Annotated in this window: 16 protein-coding genes; 4 read left to right on the forward strand and 12 right to left on the reverse strand. The window is 34.4% G+C overall.

Annotated elements, in window-relative coordinates:
• Nucleotides 1–12 precede the first annotated feature (12 nt).
• Nucleotides 13–888, forward strand: a complete 876-nt coding sequence (locus FFWV33_RS06570) for a DNA/RNA non-specific endonuclease (protein WP_245891696.1) — start codon at nt 13–15, stop codon at nt 886–888.
• Nucleotides 889–902: 14 nt separating this feature from the next.
• On the opposite strand, the gene rodA is transcribed toward FFWV33_RS06570, so the two are convergent.
• From rodA to purH, 6 genes are all read right to left on the reverse strand, one after another.
• The gene (gene rodA, locus FFWV33_RS06575; protein WP_108740170.1) at nt 903–2,138 is read right to left on the reverse strand and encodes a rod shape-determining protein RodA; all 1,236 of its coding nucleotides are present in this window, start codon (nt 2,136–2,138) and stop codon (nt 903–905) included.
• An 11-nt stretch (nt 2,139–2,149) separates the two neighbouring features.
• Nucleotides 2,150–4,084, reverse strand: coding sequence for a penicillin-binding protein 2 (mrdA, locus tag FFWV33_RS06580; protein ID WP_108740171.1), 1,935 nt, complete (start codon nt 4,082–4,084; stop codon nt 2,150–2,152).
• Entirely contained in the window at nt 4,081–4,587 is a 507-nt protein-coding gene (locus FFWV33_RS19500; RefSeq protein ID WP_108740172.1) for a rod shape-determining protein MreD, read from the reverse strand. The genes mrdA and FFWV33_RS19500 overlap by 4 nt, the downstream gene beginning before the upstream one ends.
• Nucleotides 4,580–5,407, reverse strand: coding sequence for a rod shape-determining protein MreC (mreC, locus tag FFWV33_RS06590; RefSeq protein WP_108740173.1), 828 nt, complete (start codon nt 5,405–5,407; stop codon nt 4,580–4,582). Before mreC ends, FFWV33_RS19500 begins: the two co-directional genes overlap by 8 nt.
• 92 nt (nt 5,408–5,499) lie before the next feature.
• Entirely contained in the window at nt 5,500–6,528 is a 1,029-nt protein-coding gene (locus tag FFWV33_RS06595; protein WP_108740174.1) for a rod shape-determining protein, read from the reverse strand.
• A gap of 53 nt (nt 6,529–6,581) precedes the next feature.
• The gene (gene purH, locus FFWV33_RS06600; protein ID WP_108740175.1) at nt 6,582–8,108 is read right to left on the reverse strand and encodes a bifunctional phosphoribosylaminoimidazolecarboxamide formyltransferase/IMP cyclohydrolase; all 1,527 of its coding nucleotides are present in this window, start codon (nt 8,106–8,108) and stop codon (nt 6,582–6,584) included.
• Between the two features lie 197 nt (nt 8,109–8,305).
• On the opposite strand from purH, the gene FFWV33_RS06605 reads away from it, so the two are divergent.
• A complete protein-coding gene (locus tag FFWV33_RS06605) occupies nt 8,306–9,556 on the forward strand; it encodes an ABC transporter permease (RefSeq protein WP_108742479.1) in 1,251 nt (416 codons plus the stop codon).
• Between the two features lie 106 nt (nt 9,557–9,662).
• Nucleotides 9,663–9,920 carry a hypothetical protein gene (locus tag FFWV33_RS06610; protein ID WP_108740176.1) on the forward strand — a complete coding sequence of 86 codons (258 nt, stop codon included), beginning with the start codon at nt 9,663–9,665 and terminating at the stop codon, nt 9,918–9,920.
• A gap of 352 nt (nt 9,921–10,272) precedes the next feature.
• Here FFWV33_RS06610 and FFWV33_RS06615 read toward each other — a convergent pair whose 3' ends face one another.
• The 5 genes from FFWV33_RS06615 to tamL all read right to left on the reverse strand — a co-directional run bounded on the left by FFWV33_RS06615 (nt 10,273) and on the right by tamL (nt 17,286).
• Nucleotides 10,273–10,863 (reverse strand): hypothetical protein, encoded by a 591-nt coding sequence (locus FFWV33_RS06615; protein ID WP_159085980.1) that lies wholly within the window; start codon nt 10,861–10,863, stop codon nt 10,273–10,275.
• Nucleotides 10,864–11,065: 202 nt separating this feature from the next.
• The gene (locus FFWV33_RS06620) at nt 11,066–12,340 is read right to left on the reverse strand and encodes a dicarboxylate/amino acid:cation symporter (protein ID WP_108740178.1); all 1,275 of its coding nucleotides are present in this window, start codon (nt 12,338–12,340) and stop codon (nt 11,066–11,068) included.
• A 314-nt stretch (nt 12,341–12,654) separates the two neighbouring features.
• Entirely contained in the window at nt 12,655–13,509 is an 855-nt protein-coding gene (gene accD / locus FFWV33_RS06625; protein ID WP_108740179.1) for an acetyl-CoA carboxylase, carboxyltransferase subunit beta, read from the reverse strand.
• Between the two features lie 89 nt (nt 13,510–13,598).
• Nucleotides 13,599–14,666, reverse strand: a complete 1,068-nt coding sequence (gene fbaA / locus FFWV33_RS06630; protein WP_108740180.1) for a class II fructose-bisphosphate aldolase — start codon at nt 14,664–14,666, stop codon at nt 13,599–13,601.
• Nucleotides 14,667–14,730: 64 nt separating this feature from the next.
• Nucleotides 14,731–17,286, reverse strand: a complete 2,556-nt coding sequence (gene tamL, locus FFWV33_RS06635; protein ID WP_108740181.1) for a translocation and assembly module lipoprotein TamL — start codon at nt 17,284–17,286, stop codon at nt 14,731–14,733.
• Nucleotides 17,287–17,323: 37 nt separating this feature from the next.
• Here tamL and FFWV33_RS06640 point away from each other — a divergent pair, with 37 nt between their 5' ends.
• Nucleotides 17,324–18,052 (forward strand): TrmH family RNA methyltransferase, encoded by a 729-nt coding sequence (locus tag FFWV33_RS06640; protein WP_108742480.1) that lies wholly within the window; start codon nt 17,324–17,326, stop codon nt 18,050–18,052.
• A 4-nt stretch (nt 18,053–18,056) separates the two neighbouring features.
• On the opposite strand, the gene porT is transcribed toward FFWV33_RS06640, so the two are convergent.
• Nucleotides 18,057–18,767: a type IX secretion/gliding motility protein PorT/SprT gene (gene porT / locus FFWV33_RS06645; protein WP_108742481.1), complete on the reverse strand. Its 711-nt coding sequence runs from the start codon at nt 18,765–18,767 to the stop codon at nt 18,057–18,059.
• Nucleotides 18,768–18,769: the final 2 nt, after the last annotated feature.

Here is an 18,769-nt window from a genome sequence, read left to right on the forward strand (position 1 = left end):
TAAAAAATTTGAATGGGTAACACACAAAAAACAACATTCGCTCCAACGCTCCAGAAAGTCAATTTGATTTTCTGGAGCGTTTTGAGTTTAATGTCAATAGCATCATGTAAATCAGATTCTAAAGCTACACCAATTGGAAATTTCGAGCAAAATTCTGGTTCAGTAGAAAATGAGTTAGGTAGGGAGACTGAAACAGCAAAAGCTAAAGAGTGGACCTATTATTTGCCAACTTCGACTACCAACCAAATAGTGAAGCATTCCTATTACGTGTTATCGTACAATGAAAAGGTCGAACAAGCCGAATGGGTTGCCTACGAGCTGAAAAGAGAGTATGTAGAAAACAATGATTTTAAAAGACCTTATTTTATAGAAGATCCTAAAGTTAAAACACGATCAGCCGATTGGCGCAATTATAAAAATTCTGGTTACGACAAAGGGCATCTTTGCCCTGCGGGCGATATGGAGTTCAATTTGGACGCGTACAACGATACTTTTTATACTTCGAATATATCACCTCAAAATCATGAATTCAATGGGGGAATATGGAATAGATTGGAGCAAAAGGTGCGCTATTGGGCTGAAAAAGAAAATGGAATTATCGTTATCACCGGTGGAATTTTAAAGGGTACTTCAAAAACAATTGGAAGCCAAAAAGTAGTTGTTCCAGATTATTTTTATAAAATTATTTTCGAAAATGAAGCTGGTAAGCAAAAGATGATTGCTTTTTTGATGCCGAACGAAAAGAGTAATAAAGCTTTGTATGAATATGTAGTTTCAGTGGATAAAATAGAAGCGTTGACGGGAATTGATTTTTTTCCGAAACTAGAAGATAAAGCTGAAAATGCGCTAGAGAAAAATACAGATTCTAAACTATGGCTTTCTAATTAAGAAAGCCATTCTTTTTACCATTCGTTTACTTTGTTGGCATCCATTTTTAAGAAAATAAACAATAAAATGGTAAAGCCCCAAAGTCCAGATCCTCCATATGAAAAGAACGGAAGCGGTACTCCAATTGTTGGAAATATCCCCACAACCATCGCTATGTTTACAAAAAAGTGAGTAAACAATATTCCTGCTACGCAATAGCCATAAACTCTACTGAATTTTGTTTTTTGCCTTTCGGCTAAATAAATAACCCTCAAAAGTAAAGCAACAAACAATCCAATAACCATAAGTGACCCTAAAAAGCCCCACTCTTCACCTACTGTTGTAAAAATGTAATCGGTATGTTGTTCTGGTACAAAACCTCCTTTGGTTTGAGTTCCTTCCAAGAATCCTTTTCCAATCCATCCACCTGATCCAATAGCGATTTCAGATTGATTGGTATTGTATCCAATTCCCTTTAAATCGACAGTTTTACCCAATAAGATATTGAAACGGTCACGATGGTGCTGTTTAAATACATTTTCGAATACATAGCTTACCGATAAGACAAACGCAGAAATTATTACAAATATAATACTGCTCAAGACGATATTTCGATCTCCTAATCGCGATTTGAAATACAAAGCCACAATCGCAATTAACGACAATAAAATAACATATTGAGGCTCAATAACCAAGGTCAGAACAAAAAGCAAAATGGCTACAGCACCCGTTAAAACATACCAAGATGGCAATCCTTCACGATACAATACAACAAAGAAAATGCTGTAAATTAATGCGCTTCCTGGATCGGGCTGTGGTAAAATAAGCATTACGGGCAGGAACACAATCGCGAGCGCCTGAACTTGCCTGTTTACATCTTTCAAATTAATTTGAGAATCACTCAGGTACTTTGCAATAGCGAGCGAGGTAGCTGCTTTGGCAAACTCTGAAGGTTGTATAGTGAAACTTCCAATAGCATACCAACATCTTTGTCCGGCGATTGTTTTTCCGGCTACAAATAAGCCCAAAAGGGACAGCAAAGAAATCCCAAAAATGACACTAGCATATTTTTCATACATCTTTCCGTCGATGGCCAAGATGATAAAAATTAAAGGAATAGTCAAAACAATAAAAATCAATTGTTTTTGATAGGTATTATCAGGTGACGAATAAGAAGATGAGTAGATGTTGAGCCATCCCATAAGTACTAACGCACTATAGATGATAACACAGCTCCAATCGAGATTTTTCTTTATACTTTGATTTTTCATCCTAATAATCTCTAATTAATTTTTTTGGTCGTATCCACTTTCACTTTAGTGGTTTCTTTTTTTACAATCGCCAAAGAATCTTTTGGTGAAGATTCAATAGCAGCAGCTGCTTCCATACCGCCTAATTTGGCATATTGATCACGTAAACTGATCCCTAATACTCTTTTTTCTAGATCGACTCGTGTGATTTTTTTTCTCAAATATTTTTCGATCATTAAACTAGCGATTGGACCTGCAATTGTTGCTCCATATCCACCATTTTCGACCATGATCGCAATAGCAATTTTGGGATTGTCTTTTGGTGCGAAGGCTACAAATATAGAGTGATCTTTCAATTGTACTCTCTTACCACCAATTTTAGCAAAGTTCTCTGCAGTTCCTGTTTTACCACAAATATCGATTCCTTGCACGCGTAACGAGCTTGCAGTACCGTAGTTGTAAACATCAAACAATCCTTGAATTACAGGCTTAAAATATTTTTTGTCAATAGAAGTGACATGTTTGGTGGTAAATTTTTTGTCGATGGTACCACCTTTGATTTTCTTGATGATATGAGGGGTGTAGTAATATCCTTCGTTTGCAACGGTAGCAATCATGTTTGATAATTGTATCGGTGTCATCAACACTTCTCCTTGACCAATGGCATTGGATACAATTGTTGTACTTCTCCAACCACCATTTGGATATATTTTTTTATAAGTTTTAGAGTCGGGAACATTTCCTCTTTTACCTGTTGGCAAATCATAGCCCATAAAATCTCCTAGACCAAAACTTTTTAGGTGATTGGCCCAAACATCAACTGCATCTGCAGGTTTAGGATATTTGTTAATAGTCTTCATGTAGGCAGAAGCAAAATACGTATTACAAGAATTGTAAATACCATTGTTTAATTGATGAGGTCCATAACCATGGCAAGCCATAAAACGGCCTCTAGCATAACTAAAACCATGATGACATACAAAAGTTGTTTGTTCGTCAATTACCCCTTCCTGCAAAGCAACAAGTCCTGTCAAAATTTTGAATGGAGATCCAGGAGGGTATTCGGCTAGTAAACCTCTATCGTAGAGTGGTTTTGCAATCGAATCGTAATACAATAATGTATAATTTTTAGATCTTTGGCGGCCTACCAAAATAGACGGGTCGTATGACGGAGCGGTTACCAAAGCCAAAATCTCTCCCGTTCTAGGTTCAATAGCAACGATTCCACCGCGTTTGTTAACCATCAATTGTTCTCCATATCGCTGAATTTCAGCATCAATAGTTAGATTAATGTCTTCACCTTGTACAGCAATGGTATCGTATTTACCTTCTTTGTACGATCCAATTTGTCTGTTGTATTTGTCTTTTTGAATGTATTTCACACCTTTAATACCGCGTAAAATTTCTTCGTAACTTTCTTCAACTCCTTGTTTACCAATCAAATCACCACTGTTGTAGTAGGGGTTTTTGGCAATCAATCGTTCATTTACTTGGGTGATGAATCCAAAAATATTGGCTCCAAAATCAACATCGTAATCTCTCAGAGAACGTTTTTGGAAATAGAAACCTTCAAATTTTCTGATTTTTTCTTGAAAAGCAGCAAATTCACTTTTATTCAATTGTGATAGAAATACAGAGGGTAGTCTAGGGCTGTATACTTTTGCTTTTGCAACTCTTTTTATAAAGTCTTCTTTTTCGATATTTAATAAACCGCAAAATTCAAGGGTATCGATGTTCTTAATCTCTCTCGGGATAACCATGATGTCATAAGACGCTTGGTTAGAAACTAGTAGCTTGCCGTTTCTGTCAAAGATGTAGCCTCTTTCAGGATAGTCATATTGAATTTTTATTGCATTATTCTCCGATTTTAGTTTGAAAGTATCGTTGATTACTTGCAAATAAAATATGCGGATTAGTAGCAATGATGCTGCAATGATAATTAATGTAGGCAGCAATAGTTTTCTCATCGTTTGACTGGCTTAATAAGGTAAATTATAATAATACAACTTAGTATTGTGAATATTGAACTCAGTAAAGTTCGTAATAATATGTCTAAAATAAAATTCACTTGAAAGGCTTCTAAGATAAACAGTGTAATATGATGGATTAATACTGCTAATAATATAAAAGAAAACCGTTCGGGTGTGAGTGAATCATTTATTTTGATTGTTTGGTATTCATAACTGACACCAAACGAAAATTTAAAAATATAAGGTCTCAAATAGGCAAGGACAATACACGCAGTTGCATGGATACCCCCAGAATTTGAAAAAAGGTCCATTGTCAATCCTAGTAAAAAACTAGCTAGTAGTAGTCCTGATTTATTTCCGTTTACTGGATAAAGGATAATGAATAAGATATAAGGCAATGGCATGATGAAGCCCAAAAATGTCATATTATTGAATATAACAATTTGAACGGCTAACAATAATATAAACCGAAAAATATTGACTAACAAAGAGCTATTCATCTTTTTTGTTTTGGTTTTCTAGAGTATTAAGTTCCTCTCGGTTTTTGCTTTTAATAATATAAACGTGACCTAAATTGGTCATGTCATTAAAAAGTTTAACGTTCAAGGTGTAATAGTTGGTTTGATTGTCAATGTAAATTTTGTCAATGGTTCCAATATTGATGTTCTCAGGAAAAATAACAGATTGACCACCGGTTACAATTGTATCTCCTTTTCGAACAGAAGCCAAACGAGGTACATCAATAAGTTGTACAAAACCAGTACTTTTTCCGTTCCAAATTAAAGAACCAAAGTGACTTGATTTTTTAACTTTTGCATTTATTTGAGATTTTGTATTCAAAACACTGATTACAGTAGCGTAGTTTGGAGACGTTTTGTCTACAATACCTACAATCCCCAAATTATTGATAACACCCATATCGGTTTCAACACCTTTAAGTGAACCCGAATTTATTGTTATAAAATTCTCATGAACGTTGTATGAATTGTGGATTACTTTCGAAACTAAGATATCATCAGGTGCAACACCTTTTAAGTCTTCGATTTTCTTAATTTCAGTAGTATCTTTAGTTTTGAATAAGATACTTTTGAGTCGTGCGTTCTCAAGTGCTAAAGCCTCATTTTGAGTTTGTAGATTCAAATATTCACTTACATTGTTGATCTTTTCATAAACACCTCCGGTAACAAAATTAGCAGAACTGATGATTCTACTCTTGTGGTACGAGTGTGATTGAATAGTAAGCGATAACGAAATGCATATTAACAGCAAAAACAGTAGTCTATTACTGTTTTTGAATATAAAATTGAAAATTTGCTGCATTTATTATTTGATTATGTGTTTCAAAATAGGCCTACTACCTGATTTTTGATTGTTGTAAAACAGGACAAAAATCAGGTACAGATCCGAAAGTCTTACTTAATTAAGATACTTTTGAATTTACCAATGTTTTTTAGTGCCATTCCTGTTCCACGAACAACAGCTCTTAATGGATCTTCGGCAATATAAACTGGTAAATCTGTTTTTTGAGAAATACGTTTGTCCAAACCTCTTAACATCGATCCACCACCAGCTAAGTAAATACCTGTGTTGTAAATATCTGCAGCCAATTCTGGAGGAGTCTGAGACAATGTTTCCATAACAGCATCTTCAATTCTTTGAATAGATTTGTCTAACGCTTTTGCAATCTCTCTGTACGATACTTCAACTTGTTTTGGTTTCCCAGTAAGCAAATCTCTACCTTGTACAGACATATCTTCAGGAGGCGTTTCTAGATCTTCAATCGCAGCTCCAATTTGGATTTTTATTTTTTCAGCAGTACTTTCGCCTACAAAAAGGTTATGTTGTGTACGCATGTAATATACGATGTCATTTGTGAAAACATCACCTGCAATTTTTACAGATTTATCACAAACAATACCACCTAGGGCAATAACTGCAATTTCAGTAGTACCACCACCTATATCTACAATCATGTTACCTTTTGGTTGCATAATATCGATACCGATACCAATTGCTGCAGCCATAGGTTCGTGAATTAGGTAAACTTCTTTACCGTTTACACGCTCACATGATTCTTTTACCGCTCTCATTTCCACCTCTGTAATTCCAGAAGGGATACATACCACCATGCGCAAAGCTGGTGTGAACATTTTTTTCTTCAAAGCAGGAATGCTTCGAATGAACATGCTAATCATTTTTTCTGATGCATCAAAATCTGCAATTACACCATCTTTCAATGGACGAATTGTTTTGATATTTTCATGCGTCTTACCTTGCATTAAATTCGCTTCTTTTCCTACAGCAATTATTTTGCCAGAAATTCTGTCGCGGGCAACTATAGATGGACTATCAATAACGACTTTGTCATTATGGATGATTAAAGTATTAGCGGTACCAAGATCTATCGCAATATCCTCGGTCATGAAATCAAAAAATCCCATAAATTATTTTGGGTTAAAAGTTATAAATTTAATCGCGCACAAAGTTAAACAAATTAATGTTTGAAATGACGTGTTCCTGTAAATACCATTGCCAAATTATTTTCATTGCAATAGTCTATACTTAAACCGTCTTTTATTGAACCTCCTGGTTGTATTACTGCAGTTATTCCAGCTTCTTTTGCTAGGGCTACACAATCAGGAAATGGGAAGAATGCATCACTTGCCATTGAGGCACCAGTTAGATCAAATCCAAAGTGTTTTGCTTTTTCAACTGCTTGAAGTAGAGCGTCTACTCTTGATGTTTGACCAGTTCCTGAGGATAATAATGTTCCGTTTTTTGCAAAAACAATCGTATTTGATTTTGTGTTTTTACAAATTTTCGAAGCAAAAATTAAATCTTCGATCTCTTGTTCCGTTGGGCTTGTAGTGGTAACGGTTTTCAAGTCTTCTTTATTGTCTGTAATAGTATTTCTATCTTGAATTAATAAACCATTCAAACAAGTACGCACTTGACGGTTAGGTAATTCTACTTCGTTTTGAATAAGAATAATTCTGTTTTTCTTTTCTTGTAGAATAGCCAAAGCTTCATAATCATATAATGGTGCTATTACTACTTCACAAAATAATTTATTGATTTCCATAGCAGTTGCTACATCAATTGTTTTGTTTGAAATCAAAACACCACCAAATGCAGATGTTGGATCACAAGCCAAAGCGGCATTGTAGGCTTCTTCAATAGTATCTCTTGATGCCAATCCGCAAGCGTTGTTATGTTTTAGGATGGCAAAAGTAGGACCGTCCATTTTAAATTCGTTAATCAAATTTACTGCTGCATCAACATCTAGTAAATTGTTGTATGATAATTCTTTACCGTGTAATTTGGTAAACATAGCTTCAAAATCTCCAAAGAAAAATCCTTTTTGGTGTGGGTTTTCGCCGTAACGTAACACTTGACCGTTTGCAACACTTTCTTTATAAAATGTTTCGTCTGTGTTGAAGTAATTAAAGATTGCTCCATCATAATGTGAGGAAACATGAAATGCTTTCGATGCCAAAAGTTTTCTGTTTTCTAAAGTTGTTCCTCCTTCTTGAGTACTAATCATATCCAAAAACAAACTATAGTCATCAACCGATGCTACAATTACAGTGTCTTTGAAGTTTTTTGCAGCAGCACGAATTAAAGAAATTCCACCAATGTCAATTTTTTCAATAATATCTGCTTCGCTTGCTCCAGAAGCTACTGTTTTTTCGAATGGGTATAAATCAACAATAACCAAGTCCAATTGCGGAATGTTGTATTCTTTCATTTGTGCAACATCACCTTCGTGATCTTGTCTGTTCAAAATCCCCCCAAAAACTTTTGGGTGTAATGTTTTTACTCTTCCACCTAATATAGATGGGTATGAGGTCACATCTTCAACTGGTACAACCGGAATTCCTAGGTTTTTGATAAAGTCTTCTGTTCCTCCTGTAGAATATAAGGTTACATTTTGACTGTGTAGTTGTCGTACTATAGGTTCTAAACCCTCTTTAGAAAAAACCGAAATTAACGCAGATTGTATTGTTTTAGTTGTGCTCATGTTGTGATATAGTTATAAAGTGCAAAAATAGTTTTTTAAACTGAAAATTAAGCTATTTGAAAAAGAGATAATTTAGATTTTAGCGTTAATTGGCTTAACATTGGTAAAAATGTGCTCGTAATGAAGCTTGTTTTTTCAAAATATTAGGTTTTTGCAGATTAATGTTGGAATTTTACTTAATAGAAAATTCAAAAAAAATGCGTTTATATTTTCGATTATTAAAAGAGAGTTTTGCTTTTGCTGTTCATGCGTTGACCAATAATAAACTACGAACTTTATTGTCTTTATTAGGAGTGACTATCGGAATTTTTTCGATAATTGCTGTTTTAGCAGCTGTTGATTCTTTAGATCGAAAAATAACAAGTGACTTGAGCAGTTTGGATAAAAATACTATTTATCTAATGCGTTTTTCTTTTGGTCCATCTGAAATTCCAAAGTGGAAAAGAGAACAGTTTCCGGGTGTTAAATATGATGAGTATGTGTATTTAAAAAATACTTTGACCAATACGCAAGTTGTGGCCTACCAAATGTTTGTGGGTAAAGAATTGATAAAACATGACGATAAAACGGCTACAGATGTAAATGTTGTTCCCGTTTCTTCAGAGTTTATTGATATTCAAGGGTTAGCTTTCGATAAAGGTCGTTTTTATAATGAATCTGAATCGAATTCAGGAAAAGCTGTAATTGTGCTCGGGTACGAAATTGCAATTTCGTTGTTTGAGTCTCAAAATCCTATCGGAAAAAATGTTAGGCTATACGGTCAGCGTTTTACTGTAATTGGCGTTTTACAAAAAAAGGGAGAGGGGTTGTTTGGAGATAGTAATGATACATCGGTTTATTTACCAGTTAATTTCATTCGAAGAATGTATGGTGATAATAATGATGCTATGACACCGGTTATAATTTTAAAACCAGCCAAAGGTGTAGATATGGATGCCTACAAAGCAGAATTAACCGGAAAGCTACGCAGTTTTAGAGGGATGAAAGATGGTCAAATCGACAATTTCTTTATCAATGTATTCTCTGGTTTCACCAATTTGATTGATGGTATTATAAGTCAAATGAATGTAATGGGATGGATTATCAGTGGGTTTTCATTACTAGTGGGGGGCTTTGGTATCGCCAACATTATGTTTGTATCAGTAAAGGAGCGAACCAATTTAATCGGAATACAGAAGTCGCTTGGAGCCAAAAATCATTTTATTTTATTTCAGTTTTTGTTCGAATCAATTATACTTTCTGTTATTGGAGGAGTTATTGGATTGTTGTTTGTTTTTATAATGTCAATCGTTGCAACCAAATTAGCCGATTTTGAATTTGTTCTCAGCTACGGAAACGTATTTTTGGGTACTTTTTTAGCCGCAATCATTGGGCTTATTGCTGGTATTATTCCCGCAATTAGTGCCTCTCGTTTGGACCCTGTTGAAGCTATTCGAACAGGTATGTAATTGTGATGGACTAAGTAAAGTTTTTTTAGTTCTGTTTGTCTGTGAACTTGAAAGAAGCGAGTCAATAGAAGTTCAGCATAATTGAGATTCAGTAAATACAAAATCAATGAGTGTAAAAAATTCACTTAAAATAAATAGCTTAGGGTATTATCAAGTTATTGGTGGAATAGTTGGAATAGGTAGCACAATGAGGTTTCTTCCAAACTTTGCTATAATTCATGCTGGCATTGCTCTATTGTTTGGCGCAATTTTTATTATGTATGGTTTTTCTATATTCTGTGGGTATTTATTACTCAAAAATCGATATAATGAAGATTTAAAATTTTCTACTTATAATCAATTTATTCAGGTTGTTGGTTTTTGAATTTTAGGGTATGCATTTCATTTTACAGCTGGAGTATATGGTGGTGTCAAGTTAAATTTAGAAAATGATTCAACTCTTACTTTTATATTTGGTCATAGTATGGCTTGGATAGAAATGAATCCTATTGGTCAACTCGCAGAAATTTCTATTAACTTTATTGCGCTATTTTTATTAAATTTAATTCAACATATTAAAGCTGAGTTAGAATTATGAAGTTCTAATTGATAAAGAAATCTCTAAATTTAATTATTTTCTTTTAGGTGTTTAAATTTCCTAAATAATTCATGTCACTTGACTTTTATATGGAGTTATTTAAAACGATTAAATAGTTGTTGTTGCAGTCAGTAAGTCATTAGTTGGGACTGCTTTCAATCCGGCTACTATCTTCTCTCATAGAGTCGACAAGTTTAGTTTCATGTACTACTGTCATGATACGCTGGTTTGCATTTCGATTTAATGTTATAATTCGTAGATCTCCAGAATAGTGCAGGTAAAATAAATAATTTTCATTTTCATCAATAAAATTAAAATCAAAAAAACCTGAATCACAGCGGGTTAAAATATAAAAATTTTCTATAAAAGTTTCAAATTCGGCATTATTAACTTTGACGCCGCCATTATATTTATTTTTTATTTTATGCTCAGAGAAATAATTTACAGCTTTAATTAACGGTATGAAATCTTTTCTGTTTTTGGTGAAGTTGGAAATCCATTGTTGATTACTTTCTCTTAGAAAAATCAAGTTTTTAATATTCAATTTTTCAATTAGAGATACAATTTCGGAAACTAAAATTTTTTCATTACTTTCTTGTAGTTCCAACCAAAATAGTGAATTTATGTCGGGATAATAATAAATTTCCGTGTCGTTTTCTTCATTATATTTGGACAGAGGTAGTTTGCCATATTGCATTACACATGTGTCTCGAGATATTCTTTTAATCATCTTTTATCAATTTTGATAATTTTAATCATTAAAGCTAGTTGACGATTGGATATAAATCCCACCATAAATAGTTCGCCATTAACTTTAATTAAATTTTCAGAACGGTATAATTTGTTTCTCTTTCGATCTAAAACAAAAAAAACTAATCATTCAATTTTTATATCGAATGATTAGTTTACATATTTTTAGCAAAATGAATAGTTTATTCTGCGACTTCTATTTCTTCTTCGTTTCCTTCCCATTGTCCAACAACAGAAGTTGCAAGAGCATTACCTAGTACATTGGTTGCACTTCTAAACATATCGCAAAAGTGATCAATTGGTAATATTAAAGCAATCCCTTCAATAGGAATATCAAACATACCACATGTTGCTGCTACAACAACCAAACTAGCTCTTGGTACACCTGCAATTCCTTTACTAGTTAACATTAAAACCAGTAGCATCGTAAGCTCTGTAGTTAAATCAAGGTGAACTCCATAGGCTTGAGCAATAAATATACTGGCAAAGGTCATGTACATCATACTTCCGTCTAGGTTGAAGGAGTATCCAAGCGGTAACATGAAGGATACGATTTTGTCTTTTACTCCAAAACGTTCTAATTCTTCTGTTAACTTAGGGAAAACAGCTTCACTACTAGTCGTTCCAAAGGCTATGATTAATGGTGTTACAATTCTCTTCAATAAAACTGTCATTCGACTTTTCAAAAAGATATATCCAACTGCGATAAGTACCACCCAAAGTGATGCAATACCGATTAGAAATGAACCGAAAAATTTAAAATAAGTAATGGCAAGTTCTTGAAAATCTCTTACGGCAAATACTCCAGCAATGGCACCAAATACTCCAATCGGAGCAAAGTTCATTACATAGGTTACCATCTTTAAAATAATGTGTGATGTTTTGTCTAAGAAATCTACAACTGGTTTCACATATGTTCCAAGGGAAGCTGCAGCCAAACCAAAGAAGATAGAGAATACAACAATTTGTAAAATTTCATTGGTTGCCATCGCTTCAAATATACTTTTGGGAACGATGTGCTCAATAAAATTGTCGAATGAAATTGATTTAGAATTTGTAGCCACTTCTGAAGCGGAGCCTAAGTCTACATTCGAAAGATTCAAGCCAACACCAGGCTTTAAAATATTTACAAAAAATAAACCTATCACTAGAGATATAAATGATGCGGTGAAGAACCAACCAAGAGCGCGTCCTCCAATACGTCCAACGGCGCTTACATTTCCTAATTTCGCAATTCCAACTACAAGTGTTGTAAATACCAGTGGTGAAATAATCATTTGAACCAATCGAATGAAAACCGTTGCTAAGATTTTGATTTTATTGCTAAATTCTAATGCTGTAGCCTCAGAGATATTATTGTGAATTACAATTCCTAAAGTGGCTCCTAGAACCATTGCGATAAGAATCTGAGTCGTAAGGTTAGATAGTATTCCTTTTTTTGGTTCTGGTGTATTCATTCGTTTACGTTTAATTTATTGGAGATGGTATTTTAAAAAACTAATCTGTTTATAAAAAGGATGGTTAAGCCCTCGTATTTATAATCATTAGTCTGTAAATATATAAACTTATTTGGGTATAAGGGAATTTTCTCTAGCTAGTTTACGTGTTTTGGTTGTATTTTTTACATTTATGATAATCTTTTTAAGTGTTTTAAAAATTTTAAGGTAAAGTTCCTTAGAAATGGAAAGTGACATCCTACGTATTGATACCTGCTATATTTGAGAAGGTAGTTTTAAAGCAAAAAAAAATCCCGATTGCTCGGGATTTTAATTTATCTTATTTCATTATTCTGAATCAAATCGATGTACAAGTTTATCTTGTCTTTCAGCTCTTTTCTTGCGGTAATAAAATCTAAGAAACCGTGTTCTAGTAAAAATTCTGAGGTTTGAAAACCTTCTGGTAAATCTTTACCGGTAGTGTCACGTACAACACGCGGGCCTGCAAAACCAATTAAGGCGCCTGGCTCGGCAATGTTGATGTCTCCTAGCATGGCATATGATGCAGTTGTTCCTCCTGTTGTTGGATCTGTACAAAGAGAGATATAAGGTAGTTTAGCTTCTGCCAATTGTGCAAGTTTAACAGATGTTTTTGCTAATTGCATTAAAGAATAAGCAGCTTCCATCATACGAGCACCACCTGATTTAGAAATCATCACAAAAGGTAATCTGTTTTTGATAGCGTGGTCAATTCCTCTTGCGATTTTTTCACCTACTACTGCTCCCATAGATCCACCAATAAAAGCGAAATCCATGCAACATATTACTAATTCTTTTCCTTTTGATAGTCCAACTCCTGTACGTACGGCATCTTTTAGTTTGGTTTTTTCAGTAACTTGTTTCAAACGGTCTGAATATTTCTTTGTGTCTACAAAGTTCAAAGGGTCTTTGGAAGTTAGGTTTTTATCCAATTCAACAAATTTGTTGTCATCAAATAAAATTTCAAAATAAGTTGCACTACCTATCCTTACGTGAAATCCGTCTTCTGGACTTACGAATAGATTACGCTCTAATTCGTCAGCATCGATAATTTTTCCTGTAGGTGATTTGTACCAAAGTCCTTTTGGGACATCCATTTTGTCCTCGGTAGCAGTAGTGATTCCCTTTTCTTGTCTTTTAAACCAAGCCATATTTTTAAGTTATAGGTTATTGTTGAAAGTTATGAATTATGAGTTATGAGTTTCTAGAACTCATAACTCATAACTTTTAACTCATAACTTTATAGTGTATTCACGTTGTTTAAGTCAGCAAATGCTTGCTCAAGTCTTGTGTTGAATGTAACTTCACTTTCACGTACCCATCTTCTTGGGTCATAGAATTTTTTGTTTGGTACATCAGCGCCTTCTGGGTTACCAATTTGAGTTTTCAAATAGTCAATGTTTTTAACCATATAGTCACGGATACCTTCTGTGTAAGCAAATTGCAAGTCAGTATCAATGTTCATTTTGATTACACCGTAGCTAATTCCTTCTCTGATTTCTTCAAGAGTAGATCCTGATCCACCGTGGAAAACGAAGTCAACTGGATTGTTTCCTGTGTTGAATTTCTTTTGTACAAATTCTTGAGAATTTAAAAGAATTTTTGGAGTCAATTTTACATTCCCTGGTTTGTAAACACCGTGAACGTTTCCAAAAGCTGCTGCAATGGTAAACTTAGGACTTACTTTAGATAATTCTTCGTAAGCATAAGCTACTTCTTCAGGTTGTGTATATAATTTTGAGCTATCAACATCAGAGTTGTCAACACCATCTTCTTCACCACCAGTGATTCCAAGTTCGATCTCTAATGTCATTCCCATTTTACTCATACGAGCTAGGTAACCTTTACAGATTTCAATGTTTTCTTCGATTGGCTCTTCAGATAAGTCAATCATGTGAGAGCTGAACAATGGTTTTCCGGTAGCTGCAAAATGTTCTTCAGATGCATCTAATAATCCGTCGATCCAAGGCAATAATTTTTTCGCACAGTGGTCAGTATGTAAAATTACAGTTGCTCCGTAAGCTTCTGCAAGTGCATGAATGTGCTTTGCACCAGCGATACCACCAGCAATAGCTGCTTTTTCACCAGCATTTGATAATCCTTTTCCAGCGTTGAATTGAGCTCCACCGTTTGAAAATTGAATAATTACTGGAGCATTTAATTTTGCTGCCGTTTCTAGAACTCCGTTGATAGTACTTGAACCTGTTACGTTTACCGCAGGAAGTGCAAATCCTTTTTCTTTTGCATAGTTGAAAATTTCTTGAACTTGATCTCCTGTAGCTACGCCGGGTTTGATGTTGTGTGCCATTTTTAAATTTTTTTAGTTATTCTAGTTTTTAGTTTAAGTTTGCAAAAATAAGAATTAAATAGCATTAGAACGGGTAATTAATCCCAAAATTTACTACTGACTTGGAAATATTAAGTTCTTTAAACCATTTTTCGCCTGAATCTTTTGCTGGATTGAAGGTTTTAAAACCAAAATCAAATCGAACAATAAAGAAGCTCAAATCGTATCGCAATCCGAATCCTGTTCCTAATGCCATGTTTTGCAGGCTCTTTATATTCTCAAATTTATATTTAGGATCGGTCACGTTGTCAAGTACATTCCAAATGTTTCCTGCATCTGCGAATAAGGCCCCTTTTAACTGACCTAATATTTTAAATCTAAATTCGGCACTTAGAGCAATTTTCATGTTCGCTTCATTAAAGTCATTTGTTCCTCCGCTACTTCCTGGACCTAGGCTATATGGTTGCCAAGCTCTATTGTCATTTGATCCTCCAGCAAAGTAACTTCGTGAAAACGGAATGTTTTTAGAGTTTCCAAACGGAATAGCTATTCCGAAAAAGGAGCGAACTGCTATCACTTTTTCTTTTGTAAGGTCCCAATGCTTAATATAATCAAACTCCGATTTTATATATTCTGAATATTCAAGATTGAATAATTCATAGTTGCCATTAGAATTGGTGGCCAAACCTGATGTCTTAGAAATCAAAGACAATAAGGAGCCCGCCGACTCTATTTTTGATTTAAATAAATAAAAGGTATTGTCTTGTAAATCAGTTTTTGTGGTCTTAGTAAATGTAAAACTAGTAGCTAGAATAAACGAGTTCTCGGTTAATCGCACGCGTCGTTCTTCAATACTTTTGACCGACTTATAATCATCATCTGCTGCGGTTAAGCTGGTATTGTCATTGATTACGTCAGAAGTAAAACCCGAAGTTCCGTTTTGAATTATTAAATTCCCATCTGTATCAAAGTTCGTGGGGTCTACACTATAGGTTTTTCCAAGAGTATTTAAGGCATTGTATGAAGAGCCATAGACATTAAAATAATTATCTGGATTTAGATTTCGAACAAACTGCGCATTAAATAAATCAAATCGAGCTGTATAATTTTTTTTAGGTGTCCAGTTATAAGCAAATGCACTTGTAAAATTTTCCTTGTCAAGTCCAATATTAGTTTGTCTCGAGAAACCAATCGCTATCAAAGTAGATGGAATCATACTTTTTGGAATAATTTTTTCTGTTCCAAAGGGTAGAAAAATCCTCGGAAAGTTCAATTTAAAATCCAAACCGTACTCTGATACGTTGAAGAATTGGTTCTTGGGATTGGCCAAATCTTTAGACGATCCTAGGTTAGCTCTCGCTGAGATCTCTAATGTTTCAGCACCTTTAAAAAGGTTTCGTATCGAAAGTGTAGGACTAAAAGCTATTCCAATATCTTGTATGTTCGAGTGTGTAACGTCTGCAGAGGCACCGAAACTGTACTTTTTTCTTGGAGTTAAATAAATTTTGGCAATCAAAGAACTGTACGTCGTGTCTCTTTTGTCAATTTCATATTGAACAATCGGATAATTAAACACCTTTAAGTTGCTTAAGTACCGTGTTGTTAATACCGTTTTGTTGTCGGCAAAATAAGAACCTTTACTTATAAAAATAGCATCGGTTATTGCATGGGGTTTGTATTGCAACTTTTCATGGCTATACAAGTTGAAGTTTTTGTATTGAACGCTATCTTTTATTGGCTTAGCATTGTTGTTGGCCGTGTAATCTGTGTACACGTTTACGTCGCTTATTTTGAAACGTTTAAATGGTTCTGTTCTTGTTGAATCTTTATCTTGGTACGAATAATTATTGATAATGAGGTCAACATTTGCTTTATCCTTTTTTTGGATAGTATCAATGTTGTAACTCATATAGGTTGGTTGAAAATAGTAGATACCGTTGTTTCTAAACAAGTTTGTAACGCGCACTTTTTCTTCTTCGAAATTTTCAGTTTTAAATTGTTTTCCAGTTTTCAATAAACTTAATGCTTTCGAAGCTTCGTACAAAGAGTCTAAAACAGGAGTAGTAATTGCTGTCTTGATGGTGTCCAAAATGTAAGGATTACCAGTGGTTATGGTATAGCGGATTTGCCCTTTTTTAGATTTTAAACTGTCCAATTTATACTCGGCGTCGACATTAAAATAACCATTGTTAAAGTAATAGTATTTTAATCTAGACACTGATTTAGCACTCTTTACGGTGTCAATAATTACTGGAGGTTCCCCAGTTTTTTTTAAAAAGTCATGAATACCATGGTACCAAAAAGATTTTCCAAGGCGATTGACTTGCTTGGCTGATAACCATTTTGATTTTCGAGCAAATTTTCCAGGATCTGCTGTAAATTTGGCTTGATAGGTGGAGTCTGGGTTTAGGTTTGCTAAGTTGTAGAGATTCAAACGCAAAGGGTATCCTAATAGTTTACCATTCGGTTTTTGATACAGTTGGTTGGTCACGTTTTCCTCTGAAGTACTTTTTCCGTTTACCAATATTTTATTTTTAGTAAGTAGGCGTTTTCCATCTGGAACTCTTTTTTCAGCGTTGCAGGCAGCAATTACTATTCCTATTAGAAATATAAATGATATTTTTGTAAAAAGTTTTTTCAAGTGTTCTAAAATATTTAATTCAAAAGTACATATTTTTATGGTTAGTAAAAACCAAATCAAACTTATAACAAGTTTACAACAGAAAAAGTATCGAATTGCTCAAAAAATGTTTTTTGCAGAGGGTATAAAAGGCATTCAAGAATTGCTGAACTCCAATTTCGAACTAATTCATTTATATACTACCAAAAACGATTTTCCAGAAGTAGCTGCTAGCCACAAAACGATTACGCAAGAAGCAGACCTCAAGAAAATTTCTGCTTTATCTACACCCAATTCTTGTTTGGCATTATTTAAAATCCCAGTCGAGAAACCAATTAATGATACGGGACTTGTTCTAGCGCTCGATTCTATACGTGATCCTGGGAACATGGGGACGATATTGCGCCTTTGCGATTGGTTTGGTGTTAAACAATTATTGTGTACCGCAGAAACGGTAGACATTTACAACCCAAAGGTAGTGCAGGCGACGATGGGATCTATTTCGAGGGTGAACGTTAATTATATTGATCTTGAACACTATTTGAAGGCAACTACCAAAAAGGTGTACGGTACTTTTATGGATAGCACAAATATTTACAAAACAGAACTTTTGCAAGACGGCATTATTGTCATGGGTAATGAGGCCAATGGAATTTCGCCAGAAATCGAAAAGCTAATCACCGATCGAATTACAATTCCGCGTTTTGGAGCCTTACAGCAAACAGAAAGTTTAAATGTAGCTACCGCAACAGCGATTATTTTGAGTGAATTCCGTAGAGGAATTTAGAAATTTAATGAAAGGTGAAGTTGATTAATATGGCACGATTCTTCATCGAATCAATATTGCTAGTCCAAGGGCTGCTTGGATCGTTGTCTCGAATAAGTTCATCCTTCAATCCAAAAAGTCCTCTTATGGAAGGGGAGAATATGAAATATTGAGAGAAAATATCGATTCCAAAGCCCAGTTCGTAATTTGAAGTCCAAGGTTTTACTCTGAACTTTTGCTCTTTATTATCGTCTTTTGACTTTGAATTACTAGATAAATTCAAAGTTGAAGAGATTCCTCCAACCAAATAAGGTCTAATGTTTCCAGTTCGAACAGCAGAAAATTTTAGCAATAACGGAAAATGGATGTAAGTACTACTTACTTCTCTTAACCGTTCGGCCTCATTTGTAAATCCTGGAAAGGAAAGATCGCGCTTTGCATAATATAGTCCAGGCTCAAAACGGAGGTTGATGTGTTCATGCAGTTTTAAGTCACCTACGATACCTACATTAAATCCAGTAGTTTTTTTAACAATAATATCTACAGGTTGAGCCTCTTTATAATCAATTTTAAAATCAAAAGAATTGAATCCAAGATAGTATCCAAAATACACTCTCTGTTTTTGAAAGTTTTCTAAATGAATAATAGGGTCTTTCCCAAACATGTTTGTTCCTGCTTGCGCAATGCCATCAAGTGGTAAAGAAAGAAGTATAAGGAGTGCCACTATTTTTTTCATAT

It is taken from the genome of Flavobacterium faecale, assembly GCF_003076455.1.
In the GTDB taxonomy this organism is placed as follows: Bacteria; Bacteroidota; Bacteroidia; order Flavobacteriales; family Flavobacteriaceae; genus Flavobacterium; species Flavobacterium faecale.

Bases quoted from the DNA above. Each gene is read 5' to 3' on its own strand.
- FFWV33_RS06570 (WP_245891696.1), top strand. From the start codon at position 13: ATGGGTAACACACAAAAAACAACATTCGCTCCAACGCTCCAGAAAGTC.
- rodA (WP_108740170.1), bottom strand. From the start codon at position 2,138: ATGAAAAATCAAAGTATAAAGAAAAATCTCGATTGGAGCTGTGTTATC.
- mrdA (WP_108740171.1), bottom strand. From the start codon at position 4,084: ATGAGAAAACTATTGCTGCCTACATTAATTATCATTGCAGCATCATTG.
- FFWV33_RS19500 (WP_108740172.1), bottom strand. From the start codon at position 4,587: ATGAATAGCTCTTTGTTAGTCAATATTTTTCGGTTTATATTATTGTTA.
- mreC (WP_108740173.1), bottom strand. From the start codon at position 5,407: ATGCAGCAAATTTTCAATTTTATATTCAAAAACAGTAATAGACTACTG.
- FFWV33_RS06595 (WP_108740174.1), bottom strand. From the start codon at position 6,528: ATGGGATTTTTTGATTTCATGACCGAGGATATTGCGATAGATCTTGGT.
- purH (WP_108740175.1), bottom strand. From the start codon at position 8,108: ATGAGCACAACTAAAACAATACAATCTGCGTTAATTTCGGTTTTTTCT.
- FFWV33_RS06605 (WP_108742479.1), top strand. From the start codon at position 8,306: ATGCGTTTATATTTTCGATTATTAAAAGAGAGTTTTGCTTTTGCTGTT.
- FFWV33_RS06610 (WP_108740176.1), top strand. From the start codon at position 9,663: ATGAGTGTAAAAAATTCACTTAAAATAAATAGCTTAGGGTATTATCAA.
- FFWV33_RS06615 (WP_159085980.1), bottom strand. From the start codon at position 10,863: ATGATTAAAAGAATATCTCGAGACACATGTGTAATGCAATATGGCAAA.
- FFWV33_RS06620 (WP_108740178.1), bottom strand. From the start codon at position 12,340: ATGAATACACCAGAACCAAAAAAAGGAATACTATCTAACCTTACGACT.
- accD (WP_108740179.1), bottom strand. From the start codon at position 13,509: ATGGCTTGGTTTAAAAGACAAGAAAAGGGAATCACTACTGCTACCGAG.
- fbaA (WP_108740180.1), bottom strand. From the start codon at position 14,666: ATGGCACACAACATCAAACCCGGCGTAGCTACAGGAGATCAAGTTCAA.
- FFWV33_RS06640 (WP_108742480.1), top strand. From the start codon at position 17,324: ATGGTTAGTAAAAACCAAATCAAACTTATAACAAGTTTACAACAGAAA.
- porT (WP_108742481.1), bottom strand. From the start codon at position 18,767: ATGAAAAAAATAGTGGCACTCCTTATACTTCTTTCTTTACCACTTGAT.